Consider the following 17103-nt stretch of genomic DNA (forward strand, 5'->3'; position numbering starts at 1 on the left):
GCCCCTTTTTTCATTTGTTTCCCTCTCATCTCGTTTGAATGGGTCTCCTTATCTCTCCACAGATTGGATCTTTTTATCTCACCACCGATTATAAATCATTAGAAAAATGGCGGCATGTGCAGATGGGGATGCGCCAAAGGTAGGTCATGCCAGGACAGCGCCAGGACATGCTTCGATCTATTGCATTTCCTAATAAATCGCATTGTGAATCGAAATGACTCCATCGTGCTCCCTTGTGATACGGTTGGGATGACAACAGGGAGAAGGAGATGTTGGGAATGAGTCAACCCCAGGCGAAACCGGCCGTGGGTGATGCAAAAACAGTAAAAGCTGTGCACATGACACGTCAACTCGGCGAGAGCAGAGGATGGGTCAAGGGAGTTCTGTTGACATTCGTGATCGCGATTCTCGCCGATCATCTGGTACAGATACCGTTTCTTTCGATAATGGGCATCATGATCGTCTCTATCCTGCTGGGGATCGGGTGGCGCAGTCTGTTCGACGTACCCGCCGACGCTGGCAGCGGGATTGCCTTTAGCAGCAAAATGCTGCTGCGGGCGGGAATCATCCTGATGGGTCTTCGCTTGCAGCTATCACAGATCGTCGAGTCCGGATTCTCCGTCGTCCTGGTTGATGTGACCGTGGTCGTTTTTACGATATCCTTTATGATGTGGCTGGCTTCCCTGCTGAAGGTAGAGAAGCAGCAGTCGATCCTGCTCGCTGTCGGAACCGCTATCTGTGGTGCTGCCGCGATCGTCGCCATCGCCCCGTTGATCAGGGCGAAACAGGAAACCACCGCCGTTTCTGTTGCCTGTATCGCCATCCTCGGTACCCTTGGTACGATCTTGTATACCGTACTCTATCCGTTCCTGGGCCTTACCCCAGATGATTATGGAATCTTTGTCGGCGCTACACTGCACGAATTGGCCCATGTGATTGCAGCCGCCGTGCCCGGTGGAGATGTCGGCTCAGAGATGGCGCTCCTCGTCAAGCTGGGCCGAGTTGCCTTGTTGATTCCGGTTGCGCTGGTGTTCAGCTATCTGTTTCACAAACGGGAGGCGGGACAGTCAGAAGATGGCGATAGGCGACGATTGCCGATCCCTTGGTTTATCTTTGGCTTTCTGGCGATGAGTCTGGTGCAAACGATGGGCATTCTGCCGGACGGGGTCACAGAGGGGTTTGTCACCTTGAGCGTTTTCCTTCTCTCCATGGCCATGGCTGGGTTGGGACTTAGCATCAAGGCTGCTGATCTGAAACAACTGGGGGGGAGAGGGGCGGCTGTCAGCCTGTTGGGGTACGCCGGATTGGCTATCTTAGGATTGATGCTGCTGCCATTGGTATCAATTTGGGGCAATTGACAAGCTTCACGAGAGCCTTCCACCGCGACAAGGGGGAGGCTCCTTTTTGTCCTCCAAAAAGTGGTCATTCTCTTATTTGCTTGCCAAAAAATACGTGCCAATGCAAGTGTTTCGAATCTTGATACTCGCCTAGATTGGTCATGACCCTGCATGCCCCGTACTCCGAAACCAATTGCGATGCCACCTTTTTGACAACATCCACCATCTCGATCAGCAGATCCGCATCAGCTTCCTCAACGGTTAGGAGGGATGCTATATGTCTTTTCGGGATGACAACGATATGAACTTCATAATAAGGGCGGGTGTGGTAATAGGCGAGAACACGTTCCGTCTCCCAAACCTTGCGAACAGGGGTGTTTCCGCTCAAAACTTCTTCACAGTAAAAATCTTCACTCATCACCAATTCCGCCTTCCCTATTCGTGCTCTTGCAAAAAAAAAGCGTGTCAGACTGTTGTCGCGCCTCTTTCCATCTCATTCCCTGCCTTATTTTTACCATATTTTTCCCAATATGTACAAATCATTCGCCGTGAGGGAAGTGGCTTCTCTTCCGCCCGTCCCCATTACCATGCCTCTCTCCTCTACTGATAGAACAAACGAAACCCGGTCAGAAAAAGCAGCGAAGAAAGCAGGTAGACGAGATGACGGGACGAGATCAGCCGGGACATATAGACGCCCAGCGGCGCCCCTACGATCGCGCCAATCCCCAAGCCAATGCCTTCCGGCCAAACCACAAACCCATGACTGGCGTAAAATGCAAATGAGAGGAGCGCCAGGCAGGTGACGACAAACTGGGAAGTGGCTACCCCTAGTTTGAGAGGATAGCCCAAGAGGTAAACGAGAAAGGGCACGAGAAACGGTCCCCCGCCAATGCCGGTCAAAGAGGAGATCACGCCGATCGCAATCAAGAGCACGAATGCCCCTACTCTTCTTGCGACGGACAGTTCCTGCCAGCCAAACGAAAACGATGCTTCTGCACAACCATCCATCGGCTGGCGTATGATCATCCAACAGGCCAGTCCGATCACCAGAACGCCAAAGAGAACCCGAAACGTATGCGGGTCGATCAAGAGAGTGAAATAGATTCCCAGCAGCACGCCGATAAACGCTATGGATGTGAACTGCAGTCCATTCTTGATATCCACCTTTCCGCGGCGGAGATACGACACCGTACCGGCCAGCCCGTTGAGGACGACCATAAACAGCGATGTCCCCGCCGCGTAAATCGGTTCAACCTGATAGAGCAACAAAAGGATGGGCATGACCAAAAATCCACCGCCTGCACCAACGATTGTCCCAATGATTCCTGTGGCGAATCCGATCAAAAAAAACGGCCACTCCATCCAATCACTCCTCTGATAGAAATTGCTATGATCCAAGTATAGCCGGGAGCCACATCGATAGCTGAGGAACATATGTAATCAGCAGTAAATCAATCATCAGTACGATGATGAAGGGAAAGATGCCCCTAATAAGGTGATCGAAGGAGATATTAGCGATTCCCTGTACAATAAACAAATCCAGTCCCACCGGCGGAGTGATCAGCCCGATCGACAAGTTAATCACCATGATGAGCCCGAAGAAGACAGGATCAATCCCAACACCCATCACCAGCGGCAGAAACAAAGGGGTCAAGATGGTAATCGCTGCGGACGGGTTTAGAAAACATCCGGCAATCAACAGCACGATATTGACAAAAAACAGGACCAGGTATGGGTTGTTGGTGATGTCCAGGATCAAAGCGGCCAACTGCTGCGGCACTTGCTGCGCAGCGAACAACCATCCAAACAGATTGGCCCCCGCGATGATAAAGACGACCATCGCGGTCATCGTTGCCGATCTGATAAAGATATCGGGCAAATCCCGCCATTTCAAATCACGATAGATAAACATCCCCACAAGAAACGCGTAAGCGGCGGCAATGGCTGCCGACTCCGTCGGTGTGAACACGCCACCGCGGATGCCCACGATGATAATCACCGGCAGCAGCAGGGCCCAGATTCCTTGTCGAAACGCTTTGCCAAATGTTGTCCATTCAAACGAACCCTGTTCATTATCATACCCTTTTTTCCGGGCAAGAAAATAGTTTAATCCCATGATAGACAGCCCAATGATGATCCCGGGAACGATCCCCGAGGTAAACAGCGTGCCAATCGACACACCTGCGGTTACGCCGTAGACAATCAGCGGGATGCTAGGTGGAATCACCACAGCGATCGTTCCGGAGGTAGCGACCGTAGAAGCGGCAAATCCTTTGTCATACCCCTTCTTTTCCATCAAAGGGATCATCATTTTGCCCACGGCTGCTGTATCGGCTGCCCCGGAACCGGAGATGCCCGCGAAAAACATGCACGCCAGCGTCGAGACTTGCGCCAAACCGGCCCGCAGCCAGCCGACACAGGCAAAAGCAAACTGAGTAATCCGTTGCGCCATCGACCCTACCATCATCAATTCTCCCGCCAGCATGAAAAACAAGATGGCCAGCAGTGGAAACGAATCAACTGACGTAAAAAAACGTTGGGCGACAACGGTAAGCGGAATGACATCGGCACTTGTCAGCAAACCGCCGACTGCCGTGAGCGACAGTGCAATGGCAATCGGCACGCCTATCAGCAGCAGCAGAAATAGGAGAAATGTCACAGACAATACCATCCTACCTGATTTCCCCTCTCATTTCTAGATACTCACTCTTCTAGATACTGAGCTTTGTTTTAATCGGCTCCTCAATCTCCGCAAGTTCTGTCGACTGCGGTTCACTCTGCTCCACATCCGGATTGGACTGTGCGCGAACTTCTTTCATAAGGGACGCAACACTATGGGCCAAGCAGATAATGGAACATACCAGGATAGAGAGGTACATCCAGACCATATTGATCTGAAGGGAAGGTGAAAGCTGGCCGTTTGTGAGCTTCAGCATACTGTAGCCCTTCACCAGCAGCAGGAGGAAAAAGCCAGCATTGATCATCTCTACGATGATCCCGACGCGCCGCCTCCATCTCTTGGCGAGAAACGCAGTCAAGAGTTCCACTTGAGCATGCCCTTTCCGCTTGTACACGACACCGATCCCCAAAAACACGATCCAGACAAACAAATAGCGAATGAACTCCTCCATCCACGGAAAAGTAAACACCGAAAAATCGATGCTCGGAAACGCATCAGAAACATATGTGCCCTGCAGCACATAACGAGAAAATACCTGATATAGGACGCTGACGAAAGCGATCGCAAACAAGAGCACAATCGTAAAGCGGGAAAACCGGTCGAACAGATCACTTAGCCAATCTATGATTTTACCCAACACCGTCCCCTCCTTTTTCTCCCTCGCTCTCAATCGGGAGGCCTTTTTGCAGGGAAACCGTCAAGTTAAGTCTTTGCTCACTTCGTTTCGCGCACTCGTTTGATCAAATCTTTGCCGATCGACTCTTGCAGTTCCTCGTAAACCGGTTCCACCGCCTTGCGGAAAGATTCCAGATCAGGATTCTCTTCGATCTGCATGCCGCTCTCTTTTAACTGCTGTAGGTACTTGGCCTCTGACTCTTCTGACAGCTGTCGCTGATAGGCCGCGGCTTCAAGCGCCGCTTCGTGTACCGCCTGCTGCAGCTCGGCCGGAAGCTGATCATAAGCCATTTTGCTGATGAGAAAGACGGCAGCGTCATAGGTATGAGCATTCAAGCTGAGATACTTTTGCACTTCGTCAAACTTGTTTGTTGCGATTTGCGCCAGCGGATTCTCCTGACCGTCTACCACTTTTTGTTCCAGTGCCGTGTACAACTCGCCAAACGGAATCGGGGTAGGGGTAGATCCCAATGCCTTGACGTAGGAGACGTAAGCGGGAGATTCCAGGACTCGTATCTTCAGACCGCTGGCATCCTCCGCTGTTTTGATCGGCCTGACATCGTTGGTCAGATGGCGCCAACCGTTTTCCCAGAAGGACAGGTTGATCATCCCTTTACTCTCCAGATCAGCTGACAGTTCCTTTCCAATCTCACCGTCCAGTACCTGAAATACGTGCTCTCGATCACGGAACAGATAGGGCAGACTAAGCACGTTTAATTTCGGTGCGAAGTTGGCCACGGGAGCGACCGATCCGATGTGCAGATGGATCGTTCCCAACTGCAAGCCCTCAATCTGATCACGTCCATTCCCCAATTGACTGCTTGGGAAAATGTTCACCTCGATTCGACCGTTTGATTTTTGCGCCAGCAGTTCCTTAAACTTTTCCGCCCCTTTTTGATAAGGATGCTCTGTATTCTGCAGGTGACCCAGTCGGAAGGTGAACTCTGCTGCTCCTGCGCCGCCACTCCCTTTCCCCTCCTGACCAGGCTGCGTCGGCTGGCCGCTCCCTTCTATCTTGGTCGTACCTGCTCCACAGCCGGCCAGCATGGATGCGAGCAGCAATACAAGCAACCACATCCCAATGTTTCTCATATCTTCCCCCCCTTATTGATCTCACTCGGAAACGCAACGTCCAGATCTGCCGCGAGCTGACGCAGTTCCTGATCTACCTCGGTTGACAAGCGAATCCCCTCTGTCAAACGAGCTTCGTATTCCCTTGCCCTTCTCTCTCCTGGATAGAGGATCTCTTCTACCCCAGCTGCCCGAGGAACCGACTTCACCTCTTCCAGGAAGGTTTGCATCAACTGCGTATAGCGTTGAACCGGCATAAACTTCTCAATGTCCAGCAGGATAAAGAAATGACCGACGTTAGCCGCAGAGGCATCGTCGTCGTAGATCGCGTTTACGTGTGGCCCGTACGCCGCACCCGACAGCACGCCCGTAAGCAGTTCAATAGCAAGCGCGAGCGCATACCCTTTTGGTCCGCCTACCGGCAGCACCGCTCCGCGCAGGGCATCTTGCGGGTCCTCCGTCATCTCCCCGCGCTCATCAATCGCCCAGCCTGCTGGGATCGCCTCTCCCTGCTTGGCTGCCAAGATGATTTTTCCTCTGGCAACGACACTTGTAGAAAGATCGACCATTACCGGCCTGTCGGTACCTGTAGGAAAGCCGAAGGCAATCGGATTGGTGCCGAAAAACGGCTTCACGCCGCCCCAGGGTGGAATCCCCGGCGGCGAGTTGGTAAACGCGATCGCGATCAGGTGACGGCTGGATGCCAACTGACAGAAGTAAGAAGCGGTACCAAAATGATTGCTGCCCTTTACCGCTATTGCGGCGACTCCCGTTTCCTTCACCAGCACCATACCTTCCTCAACCGCCCGGGCCGCAACCACCTGGCCAAGCCCGTTGTCTCCATCGACGAGCAGCACGCCGGCCCCTCTTTTCACCACCTTGATGTGCGGATTCGGGTTGATTCGCTTTTCCTGCAACCGCTTGGCATAGATGGCCAGCCTGCTGATACCGTGACTGTCTATTCCTTCCAGGTTGGCTCGAATGATGGCGTCGGCCGCTATGGAAGCGCTGTCAAAATCGACGTTAAGCCGTTCAAACACCTGACGACAAAACAACTGCAGCTCGGCTGCATCAAATGAGGTCAACGGACGCTCCCCCCGTTTTGTTTGTTTCGTAAGATAGACTGCTCCACACTGCTCAAGTGTTCCAGCATACACTGTTCTGCCTTTTCGGCGTCTCTCTCCAGGATCGCATGGAGGATGTTGATGTGTTCTTTGAGCGATTGAGTGGCCCGGCCTCTGATGCGAATCGTTTCCTCACGTGTCTGTTCCAGCAGATCGATCAGGTTCATCATGATGCGCAGCAGAATCGAGTTGCCTGACATCCGCGCCAAGCTGAGATGAAATGTCTGATCCAGCTCCGCAAGCTGGTCGTGAGCCGTTTCCTGCTCCAAGGCGAGCAGAGTATCGGCCAGAAGCTGGTTCAAGTCGCTCTCCTGCTGCTGATCCAGCCGTTCCACGGCCCACTTGACCGCTTGCGTCTCCAGCACTTTCCGAATCGCAAACAATTCGAGAACGTGATCGTACTTGATAAAAAAGGAGGATGTGATATGTTGCAGCTGCGTTTCCGCGTCTGATATGTACACGCCGTTGCCGTGCTTGATCGTCAAGTAGCCCTGGGCTGCCAATATCTTGTACGCCTCTCGAACTGTATTTCTGCTGACGTGGAGCCGCTGGGACATATCCCGCTCGCCGAGGATTTTATCGCCTGCCTGAAACTTTCCTTGGTGGATCAAATCCTTGATGTGATCTGCTACGGTTTCCGCAATGCTTTTCCGGTTTGCTTTAAACGTCTCGAACATAGGAACACCACACTTTTTTATGTTATCGCACAGAGGGAGAATTCCCCGCGAAGGATTTTGATGATCTCTTCAGCAACCAAAAGCGACGTTCTCACCTGCGACTCTTCCGTCAACCCGGCGACGTGTGGCGTAATCACTACCTTTTCGCAGTGAAGCAGTGGATTGGCTGGATCAATCGGCTCTTGTTCCAGCACATCGAGAAAGGCGCCGGCGATCGTCCCGTGCTGCACGGCTTGAAGCAATGCGCTTTCGTCGACAATGCCGCCGCGCGACGTGTTGATCAGGTAGGCATGCGGTTTCATATGTTGGAATTGACGAGTGGAAAGAAGCGATTTGGTTTGCGCAGTCAAAGGGATGTGGACACTGATAAAATCAGAGTGGGACAACAACTGAGACAAGGAGACAGGTGCAATTCCGGTTTCTGCCGGCGCAAAATCATAGGCTGCAACAAATGGATCAAAACCAAGCATGTTCATGCCAAAGCTGGCAGCCCGTTTGGCGACTCGATGAGCAATCTCCCCCATCCCGATCAAGCCAATCGTTTTGCCGTACAATTCAACTCCGGTATGACGTCTGCGATCCCAATTCCCCTGCCGCACATCGTGATGGGCTTGATGAAGCGCTCGAGAGGTCTCCAACATGGCGGCCAGTACATATTCGGCGACTGCGATCGCATTGGCGTTGCGCGCGTACACAACCGGGACTCGATACTGCTTGGCAGCCGACAGGTCGATGTTGTCAAGTCCTACTCCGAGCCGACCAATCGCTTTCAGCTGCCCGGCCGAGCGCAGCAGCTCTGCATCTACCTTGGTCTGGTTCCGCACGATCAAGGCATCCGCCTGTCCGATTCGTTGCTGCAGCAGCTCTCGATCGGCCCACAGGGTAGGATCGTAGTCTACCACTGCTGCTTCCTCAAGCTTTTCGATGCCGATCGGCCAGATCAATTCTGTGATCAATACGTTCATCTCACACCCCCCAGTGCTGTTGACTCAATCGGAACGGTCCCCTTCTGCCTATAAGCATTCCTTAGCGCTGCTCTTAGTGGAAAAAAGCGGAACGCCTGCTGTTGCATCGCAGAAAAGCTGGGGAGGGATTTGATCCTCCCCTTGGTAGAGCAATGGAACTTTTAAATACTTACACCGACCCGGTGGATAGCAAAACCGGTCTGCTCTTTTAAGATCTCTGCCTTTGTCAGCTTGCCGTTGCAGGTCTCCAGTACTTCGTCGTAGATTAGCTCACCAGCCTGCTGAATCGTCAACTCATCGCGGAATATTCCGCTCAGGTCAAGCTCCATCGTATCTTTCATGAATTCAAATGATTCACTGTTTCCGGTAATCTTGATGGTCGGCATAATCGGATGGGCAATCGTGTGCCCGCCCCCTGTACTGAAGACAAGCACCTGTGCACCGGCTGCGGCGATCCCCGTGATCGATTCACTGCCGTGTCCCGGAGTGTACATCACGTATACCCCTGGGTCTTTTTGCAGACATTCTTCCGCATATTCCAGCCCGTTGATGATCGGAGAACTGCCTGATTTCATGTAGGCACCCAGCGACTTCTCCTCGATCGTGCTCAACCCGCCAACGATGTTGTCGCCGGTCGGCTGAGAACCCCTCACGTCCTCTCCGCTCTCCAGCGCCCTGCGCTCCATATCGCTGATGTAGCCAACGATCTTGTCTGCTACCTGCGGTGTGACGGAACGCTGCCGTATGTAATCTTCTGCTCCCATCAGTTCCATCACTTCGGCCAGAATCGATCGGCCCCCCTGATCGATAATCTTGTCGGAACAGACACCAAGAGCGACATTGGAACCGATCCCCGAGCTGGTGTCAGATGTGCCGCAGTTTAAACCAAACAGTAGGTTGGATACGCTGACGGGCTGGCGCACTTGTTTGGACAACTCCCGTTTCATGTAGAGGGCTTTACGCGTAGCCTGAGCTGTCGCTTCAATCGCACCGCCAGATTTTCTGATGTTGACCACCTCCACCGGCTTGCCGGTTTTCGCAATCTCATGGGCAATCTCGTCAGCCGTGCATCCTTCTTCGCGAAAATGATCAATCACCACAACGCCGCCGACATTTGGATTCTTGCCCATACCCACCAGTGTTTTGAACGTCATCCGCAGGTCAGGCCTCACTTGACAACGGCCCAATGGATGGGTGATCGCCACGGCCCCGTCGATTGCATCGGCGACGCGCTCTGCTGTCGAGTTGGCGTAGATCGTTCCCGACAAGAGCAATATGTGATTGCGAATTCCTACTGTGTCGTTAGGACGAACATATCCCCAGAATTGACTCATCGAAGTGCCTCCTTTGCTGCGGTCGCTTGCTTGTACCGATCCCCGCGGCCGCGATTACTCTCAATGTTGTGAATGTGGACATGCTCTCCTACCGCAATATCTTCCAGCGCTGTACCGATGCTTAGTCCGTACTTGTAGATCGTGTCGCCTCTGCTGATTGGGCGGACGGCAATCTTGTGTCCGTACGGGATATCCTGCTGAATCTCGATCTGTCGTACCTCCCCCGCCACTTCCACTTCAATGGCTCGCCCTTTGGTCATACTGCGGCTGATCACGGTTCCCGTATTGTCCTTTGGGTCAATGACGTGAACTTCCCTCGCCATCGGATAAACCTCCTCTATGTTTTTTTCGCAAGGCAGAAAACGCTAGAATGGTCGGAGGTCGTATGGTAATATGCTCCAACCAATTTTCGTTACACGTATTAAACCATCTGAAAACGAAATATTCAATACTCTCACAATAAAACGATTTATTGGAAAAATGGATAAGTTATATTTGGATTTTCAATAAGGAAAAGGCTCGTTTCCTCTGGACAATTCACGTAAAATGAGATAGGCAGGCGTCAGCGGGAAGGGGAAATGATCATGAATCTCGACCAATTGAAGGTGTTTCACGTTGCCGCGTTGAAGAAGAACTTCTCTGAGACCGGGAAAATCCTGCACCTGTCGCAGCCATCAATTAGTTTGCAAATCCAGCAGTTGGAAGCTTCACTCAACACAAAGCTGTTTGAGCGGACGACCAAAACGATCAGGCTAACCGATTCGGGCAAGCTTCTGTTTGATTACGCCGAGCAAATCATTCACCTGGTCGAAAAAGCAAAAAAAGACCTCGCTCTGCTAGAGGGGTCCATTCACGGTGATTTGCATATAGGTGCCAGTTTGACAATCGGCGAGCATCTGCTGCCATATCTGTTGGGCCGATTTAAACGGGAATACCCGAAAGTACATCTGCTGATGAAGATCGATAATTCTCACGAAATTGTTGAACAACTGAAAAATGGAACGATTCATCTCGGCTTTATCGAGGCCCCGATTGCTCATCCCGACTTGGTGCAGCATCCGCTGATGGAAGACGAGTTGGTGCTGATCTGCTCTGCCAGAGAGCCGCATCCGCTGATCGGACATCGTGATTCGATTGCCGCCCACGAACTGTTTTCTCTGCCCTTCATCATGCGAGAGCGTGGTTCAGGGACGCGGCAGGTGATGGAAGAGAGCCTGCGCAGCAACCGGCTAGATCCGGATAAGCTGCGAATCGAACTGGAATTGGCTAACACGGAGTCGATCAAGGCGGCCGTCGAATCGGGCATGGGCGTATCGATCCTCTCACAGTCGGCGATAGGGAAGGAACTGCAGCTCAATACCCTGCGCAAAGTGAACATCCAGGGTATCAAGCTGCGCCGTTCCTTCAATGTGCTGTATGAGAAAAACCGAGTATTGTCGTTACCCAGTGAGGCGTTTTTGCACTATATCCTCGGCTACTTTGCCGGTTCAGCCGATCTGGTGGAACCGCCTCCCAACGGCCCCTGACATCCAGGGGCCGAACCCCAGCCATGCCTCGCTTTGTTCGATAGCCGTTTCCTTTCAGGAAAGTGTTTCACAATCCGTCCACGATCCGACGAGCACGGCTAGCTGCCTCGTATATGATGCGCTCCTCATCCACATGCAGCAGTTCCCGCTTCCGCATCAGCCATTGCCCCGCAACCATCACCGAATCCACATCGGAACCGTTGGCAGCATAGGCAACCAGGGACGGCAGATCGTGATGAGGGATCAGATGGGGAGCATGGGGATTGAGAATCGTCAGATCCGCTTCCTTTCCTACCTCCAACCTGCCCGTCTGGTCGCCGATGGCAAGCAGGTCGGCCCCGCTTGCCGTGGCCATCGTCAACACCTGCTTGGCCGACAGTCGAGTGGGATCACGGTGTGTCACTTTTTGCATCCAAGCGGCCGCCTGGATCGTCAGAAACAAATCGAGTGATGAGGCACTGCCGGCCCCATCCGTTCCCAATCCGACTGTGATTCCCCGTTTGAGAAATGCCTCCACTGGCGCGATTCCGCAACCCAGTTTGTTGTTGCTGACCGGATTGTGAGCAATGCCTCCGCGCATTCCTGATAGTAAAGAGAGGTCAGCTTCACTCACATGCACAGCATGTGCCAACAGGACATGATTCCCCTCAAACACACCACTCTCGTACAAGTATTCTGTCGGTGTGAGTCCATAGCGGTCCCCAATCTTGATCGTCTCCTCCTCCGTTTCCGCAAGGTGAATGTGAATCGGAATCTTGCGTTCACGGGCGATGGCGGCGATTTGCTGCAGACGCTCTGGTGGAACGGTATAGGGCGCATGGGGGGCCAACATCGTGGTAATCCTGCCGTCACACGCCCCGTGCCAGCGATCACAGAGCTGAATCGCTTCGCGCAATCGCTCCTCCCCACGCTCATCGAGGAAGGCCATGCCACGCGACAGCGATGCTCGCATCCCCGATTCGGCGACTGCTTCGGCGACGTGATCCATCTCGATGTACATGTCCGCAAAGGCGGTGGTTCCGGAGCGAACCATCTCTGCCATAGCCAGGTGTGTGCCCCAGTAGATGTCTTCCGCCGTCATCCGCGATTCTGCTGGCAGCATTTTCTGCGACAGCCACTCCATCAGCCGTTTGTCGTCGCTAAAACAGCGCAGCAGGCTCATCGCCGCATGATTATGCGTGTTGACCAATCCCGGAATCACCCACTTTCCGCCCAGATCACAAACATCTCCCTCGTTGTGGCAAGCAGTGGTCCAGTAGTCTCGGAGATTGTCACCGATCTTGAGGATCTTTCCTTCCTCAACGATCATCTCTTTACGCTCAAAACGAAGCTCCTCTCCTTCTCCCTGCATGAGGTAACCGTTGACCAGCAGCATCCGGTTTCCTGTTTTTCGCTCCATCCCTCTCTCCCCTTTTCCTAGGTTATTCAGGTGTTTAGCGTAAACCATGACGCGACGTGAAGGTCAAGTGGAATAGGTACGGACCGCTTGTCAGTTAGATCAGTCGAATGGGTAACAAAAAAGAACGCGGAGTTTCCGCGCTCTTCGTAACAGATCGATCGTTGTCTACGTCTGGTTATCCGGATCGTTTCGTCTGGTCATCTGCTGCCAGACAGAACCTGCCGCCTCTTCTCCTGCTTCAATCCGTTCCAACGCCATTCTTACCTGCAGGCTCACTTCAAACTCTGGATCGTCTACTGCCTCACGCAAAGCAGGGATGGCCGACTCGTCGCCCACCTCGTAGAGAAAGCGGGCTGCCCGCCAGCGAACCAACTTGTTGGGATCTTTCAACGCCTTGCACATGGCAGGGATAGCCTGTGGATCTCCAATATCTGATAGTACGTCACCTGCCGTCCGGCGGACGATCACCGATTTGTCTGCAAGAGCCCCGTACAAAAGCGGCAGTACTTGGTCGCCTTTGATATCGCCCAGGTAAGCGACAGCGAGACGGCGGATCGAGGTGTTTGCATCGGACAGCGCCTTCTCCAGGAGCCGCAGCCCCGCTTCATCCGGTTTCAATTGCTGCAGTGCTGCATACCGCTTCTTCCAGTCCGGATCATCAAACATGGCGGTCAACTGCTCGGTGGATGGTGCGGTTTCCGCTGCAGGTTCGCCTCCCGCCTGCTCAAACGCCTGCTCCACCAACCGATCGAGCCGTTCCTGATCGTATGCGGCATCCAGTTCGCGAGCCATCTCTTCCCCGATCTCCTGCATTGTGCCGTATCGGGGGCCCTGCTCTACCCATTGCCGCTCCATGACCAGGTTGGCGGATGCCGATTGGGCTTTTAACGCAGCCTCTTTAAACCGATCCGGCAATCCGACACGTAGTTCTTCCGTACCAGACTGCAGTTTGATCTGCATCGGGATATTGCGGAACATCTGAACAAATACCGTTACTTCTCCCCATGTTTCCTGTGGCTTCTCTTCCACCATGGTACCTGTTTGCGGTGCAGCCCCTCCCTCGCCAAATGCTTCCCGCACCTGGTTGAGAATGGATGGCCAGTCTGCGGTAGCAATCCGCTCTACGGCAAGGAAATCGGAGGCGTGAAAAACACTTTTCACTCCGTTGATGCCCAGGATTTTTTGAATCGGCTCGGGAGCAGACTCTTTGTTCTCCGGTGTGTAGGTTCCCCGCTGACCGGCAGGGAGCCGTTCGTCCAGGTTCACCTTCATACTGTTTGGACTAGGTGTCGGTTCTATTGACAAGATTCGCACAGGTCCTCACTCCTTTCAAACCTAATGAGACATGGGTCCCATCCAGGGTCGCCTGACAGTCCCGCTACAGTTCGCAGTTACGCTGTCGCCTGTCCCGGCTGTCAGGCATCCTGACCGTCTTCTTTTAGCAGTATAATCCGCACTCTCCCTGGACCATGCACGCCGAAAGCCAAATCTCCCTCGATGTCTCCGGTCCGGCTGGGACCAGTGATCAGGTTGATGCAAGCTGGCAAACCGCTCGCCGCTTCCTCTCTGATGTGTGCCATCACATCGGCAAGTGTGGGAACGATCCTCTCTTCCCGCAAAATCACGAGATAGTTGGGGGGAAGCAGACTCACCGTCCGCCCGCGTCGACCGCCATTAAACAAGACCACCGTACCGGTTTCGGCCACACCTAACTCGGCCGTTGTGATCCCGAGGTCTGCTGCGGCGGCGACTGAGCGAAACGAGTCACTTTCTCCACCGACAGGACATACCGCCTGTTTTACCTGATGCCGGTCTAGTTGCTGCTCCAAGTGAAGATGCTGTAAATCTGGATCATACCAATAGATTGCCGATTTTACCGTAAAGCTATCAATCACATCTGCCAAAGCATGAGGAAAGTCGGCCGGTAACACCCGCACCACCTTTGTCTGCAGTGCTTCCAGATTGGTTACGAACTGTTCAACCAGCTCATCCCTGTTGAGATCCGATCGGACTCGCAGAGACGATTGCTGCATCCAGTCCGGAGGGGTGACACCAGATCGGCGGGACCTTCCCAGTTTTTGTGCGATCGTATGCAGGAACGACTCTTGGCCACTGCCGGTCACGATCTCCCCTCCTCTCGTGCCTGCCACCACTCACGAAATGACTGCTTGGCCGGACGCGGCAAATCACGCACAGCTGTCCACCCCGCAAGCGGACCAGGGCCTTGTCGGATCACGTCACCGTCGGCCAGCACCCCAAAACCGGCATGAGCCAACTTTACCGCAAATCCGTAGAGAGAAGGGTGGCTGGTCACATAGCCAAATGTGCGAAATGCGGCAGTCTCTGCAAATGGTGCATATCCCTGCTCCACCTGATCTTTTCGATGCTCAATCAACAGATCGTGCAGCGGAATTTTTACCGGACATACCTCCGTACAGGCTCCGCATAGGCTGGAAGCATAAGGCAGTTCTTTCCACTCCTCGTATCCTTCCAGCAACGGAGTCAGCACCGCCCCGATCGGACCGCTGTAGACACCGCCGTAAGCATGCCCCCCGATATGCCGGTAAACCGGACAAACGTTGAGGCAAGCGCCACAGCGAATGCATTTCAGCACCTCCTGATAAGCGGTTCCCAGGATCTCCGATCGTCCGTTGTCTAACACGATCAAGTGGAATTCCTCTGGCCCATCGACATCATCCAACCGTCGCGGCCCAGTGATCGCGGTCACGTAAACGCTTAGCTTCTGACCGGTCGCGCTGCGGGTCAGCATCGGCAGCAAAACGTCCAATTCGTCCCATCCCGGTACGATCCTCTCCATCCCCATGATCGCAATATGCACCTTGGGCATCGTCGTAGTCAGACGCGCATTTCCTTCGTTGCTGACCAAGACCACTGAACCGGAGTCAGCCACAGCAAAGTTGCAGCCGCTGATCCCGACATCGGCCTGCAGAAACTCTCGGCGCAGCTGTTCGCGAGCAAATGCACACAACTCTTCTGTCTGATCAGAGAGCGGACGGTTCGCCACTTCGGAAAAAAGAGCAGCCACATCGCCGCGTGTCTTGTGGATGGCTGGAGCAATCAAGTGGGAAGGGGTCTCCCCGGCCAGTTGTAGAATGTATTCGCCAAGGTCCGATTCTACCACCCGCACCCCCATCTGCTCAAGATGCTGATTGAGATGAATCTCCTCGGTCACCATTGACTTCGACTTGACTACGGTTTTTGCCTGCTTGGAACGGAGCACTTGCTCCACGTATGAGCGTGCATCGGATGCATCAGCGGCAAAGTGCACGTGACCCCCTAGACCCCGCACATTGTCGGCTAGTTGTTCCAGATAACTGTCCAGATTTTCGATCGTATGTCTGCGAATGGCCGATGCATGCTCACGCCACTCTTCCACATTGCCCAACTCAGCTGCGGCACGGTTCCGTCCGCCACGCAGGCGATCCTGGGTAAGAGGCACAGACGTTCGCATCTGACCATTATTGAGACCAGCCGCTACGCGCTCGGTGAATCCTGCTATCTTCGCACTCATTTGCTCATCCCCTTCGCCAAAACCTCCGCCACGTGCATCGCACGGATTGACTTGCCGGTCCGCTGAAGACGTCCTGCAATATTCATCAGGCACCCCATGTCAGAACCGATCAACAGGGAAGCCTCTGTCTCTTCCAGATGCCGAATCTTCTCGTCCACCATCGCTTCCGAGATGGAACTCATCTTGCTGGCAAATGTTCCGCCAAATCCACAGCAATCTTGTGCGTAAGGCAGTTCCTTTTGTTCCAGTCCCTCGACGGACTGAAGCAGTTTCAGCGGCTCTTCCTGTATCCCTAGTCCACGACACATGTGGCAAGACTGATGATAGGCGGCTGTTGCCGGGTAGCAGGCGTCCAACTCGGCAGCACCTAGAACACGGACCAAAAATTCCGAGAATTCATACGTCTTTTTTGCCAATTCTTCTGCCTGGTTGCGCCATTCGGGCTCCTGTTCAAAGAGGCGGGGATAGTAATGTCGGATCATCGCTGCACATGAGCCGGAGGGAGCCACCACGTATTGGCTTGAGGCAAATGCCTTGATCATCTGTTTAGCCGCCTCCTTTGCTTCACGTTGATAGCCGCTGTTATATGCCGGCTGTCCACAGCAGGTTTGTGCCTGCGGAAAATCAACCTCTACGCCTTGCCGCTCCAACACCTCAACCACACTTTTGCCTACTTCGGGGAAAAAGACGTCCGCAAGGCATGTAATAAACAACGATACTTTCATAACCCACTCCTCCTACCGCTCATCCTGTCACATCAACTACTCGTCGAAACAGAAAACG

The 17103-nt window shown here is 53.5% G+C and carries 17 protein-coding genes; 2 read left to right on the plus strand and 15 right to left on the minus strand.

The genetic code is table 11. The annotated features are described in order from the left end of the window. Positions 1-278 precede the first annotated feature (278 nt). Positions 279-1358 (plus strand): YeiH family protein, encoded by a 1080-nt coding sequence (locus LOK74_RS12565; RefSeq protein WP_230042387.1) that lies wholly within the window; start codon positions 279-281, stop codon positions 1356-1358. A 64-nt stretch (positions 1359-1422) separates the two neighbouring features. Here LOK74_RS12565 and LOK74_RS12570 read toward each other — a convergent pair whose 3' ends face one another. The 10 genes from LOK74_RS12570 to LOK74_RS12615 all read right to left on the minus strand — a co-directional run bounded on the left by LOK74_RS12570 (position 1423) and on the right by LOK74_RS12615 (position 10186). Further along, positions 1423-1755, minus strand: a complete 333-nt coding sequence (locus LOK74_RS12570) for an HIT family protein (RefSeq protein WP_230042388.1) — start codon at positions 1753-1755, stop codon at positions 1423-1425. A 182-nt stretch (positions 1756-1937) separates the two neighbouring features. Beyond that, on the minus strand, positions 1938-2699 hold the full coding sequence (locus LOK74_RS12575) for a sulfite exporter TauE/SafE family protein (protein WP_230042389.1): 762 nt from the start codon (positions 2697-2699) through the stop codon (positions 1938-1940). A 25-nt stretch (positions 2700-2724) separates the two neighbouring features. Further along, complete coding sequence (locus LOK74_RS12580; protein ID WP_230042390.1) at positions 2725-3996, minus strand: TRAP transporter large permease; 1272 nt, start codon at positions 3994-3996, stop codon at positions 2725-2727. Positions 3997-4048: 52 nt separating this feature from the next. Beyond that, positions 4049-4654 (minus strand): TRAP transporter small permease, encoded by a 606-nt coding sequence (locus LOK74_RS12585; RefSeq protein ID WP_230042391.1) that lies wholly within the window; start codon positions 4652-4654, stop codon positions 4049-4051. Positions 4655-4731: 77 nt separating this feature from the next. Continuing rightward, positions 4732-5784, minus strand: a complete 1053-nt coding sequence (locus tag LOK74_RS12590; RefSeq protein WP_230042392.1) for a TRAP transporter substrate-binding protein — start codon at positions 5782-5784, stop codon at positions 4732-4734. Beyond that, a complete protein-coding gene (locus tag LOK74_RS12595; protein ID WP_230042393.1) occupies positions 5781-6848 on the minus strand; it encodes an Ldh family oxidoreductase in 1068 nt (355 codons plus the stop codon). Before LOK74_RS12595 ends, LOK74_RS12590 begins: the two co-directional genes overlap by 4 nt. Then, the gene (locus LOK74_RS12600) at positions 6845-7564 is read right to left on the minus strand and encodes a FadR/GntR family transcriptional regulator (protein WP_230042394.1); all 720 of its coding nucleotides are present in this window, start codon (positions 7562-7564) and stop codon (positions 6845-6847) included. Before LOK74_RS12600 ends, LOK74_RS12595 begins: the two co-directional genes overlap by 4 nt. A 17-nt stretch (positions 7565-7581) precedes the next feature. Continuing rightward, positions 7582-8529, minus strand: coding sequence for a hydroxyacid dehydrogenase (locus LOK74_RS12605; RefSeq protein ID WP_230042395.1), 948 nt, complete (start codon positions 8527-8529; stop codon positions 7582-7584). A gap of 161 nt (positions 8530-8690) precedes the next feature. After that, entirely contained in the window at positions 8691-9863 is a 1173-nt protein-coding gene (locus tag LOK74_RS12610) for a UxaA family hydrolase (protein WP_230042396.1), read from the minus strand. After that, positions 9860-10186, minus strand: a complete 327-nt coding sequence (locus tag LOK74_RS12615; protein ID WP_230042397.1) for a UxaA family hydrolase — start codon at positions 10184-10186, stop codon at positions 9860-9862. Before LOK74_RS12615 ends, LOK74_RS12610 begins: the two co-directional genes overlap by 4 nt. Positions 10187-10447: 261 nt before the next feature. Here LOK74_RS12615 and LOK74_RS12620 point away from each other — a divergent pair, with 261 nt between their 5' ends. Next, positions 10448-11389: a selenium metabolism-associated LysR family transcriptional regulator gene (locus tag LOK74_RS12620; protein WP_230042398.1), complete on the plus strand. Its 942-nt coding sequence runs from the start codon at positions 10448-10450 to the stop codon at positions 11387-11389. A gap of 67 nt (positions 11390-11456) precedes the next feature. Here the strand turns inward: LOK74_RS12620 and LOK74_RS12625 are convergent, their stop codons facing one another. The 5 genes from LOK74_RS12625 to LOK74_RS12645 form a co-directional block, all read right to left on the minus strand. Further along, positions 11457-12788 carry an amidohydrolase gene (locus LOK74_RS12625; protein WP_230042399.1) on the minus strand — a complete coding sequence of 444 codons (1332 nt, stop codon included), beginning with the start codon at positions 12786-12788 and terminating at the stop codon, positions 11457-11459. A gap of 165 nt (positions 12789-12953) precedes the next feature. Further along, positions 12954-14102, minus strand: coding sequence for a conserved virulence factor C family protein (locus tag LOK74_RS12630; RefSeq protein WP_230042400.1), 1149 nt, complete (start codon positions 14100-14102; stop codon positions 12954-12956). A 101-nt stretch (positions 14103-14203) separates the two neighbouring features. After that, entirely contained in the window at positions 14204-14911 is a 708-nt protein-coding gene (locus LOK74_RS12635) for a LutC/YkgG family protein (protein WP_230042401.1), read from the minus strand. Further along, complete coding sequence (locus LOK74_RS12640; protein WP_230042402.1) at positions 14908-16320, minus strand: LutB/LldF family L-lactate oxidation iron-sulfur protein; 1413 nt, start codon at positions 16318-16320, stop codon at positions 14908-14910. The genes LOK74_RS12635 and LOK74_RS12640 overlap by 4 nt, the downstream gene beginning before the upstream one ends. Further along, complete coding sequence (locus tag LOK74_RS12645) at positions 16317-17045, minus strand: (Fe-S)-binding protein (protein WP_230042403.1); 729 nt, start codon at positions 17043-17045, stop codon at positions 16317-16319. The genes LOK74_RS12640 and LOK74_RS12645 overlap by 4 nt, the downstream gene beginning before the upstream one ends. Positions 17046-17103: the final 58 nt, after the last annotated feature.

The organism is Brevibacillus humidisoli, from assembly GCF_020923435.1.
GTDB classification, from domain to species: domain Bacteria; phylum Bacillota; class Bacilli; order Brevibacillales; family Brevibacillaceae; genus Brevibacillus_E; species Brevibacillus_E humidisoli.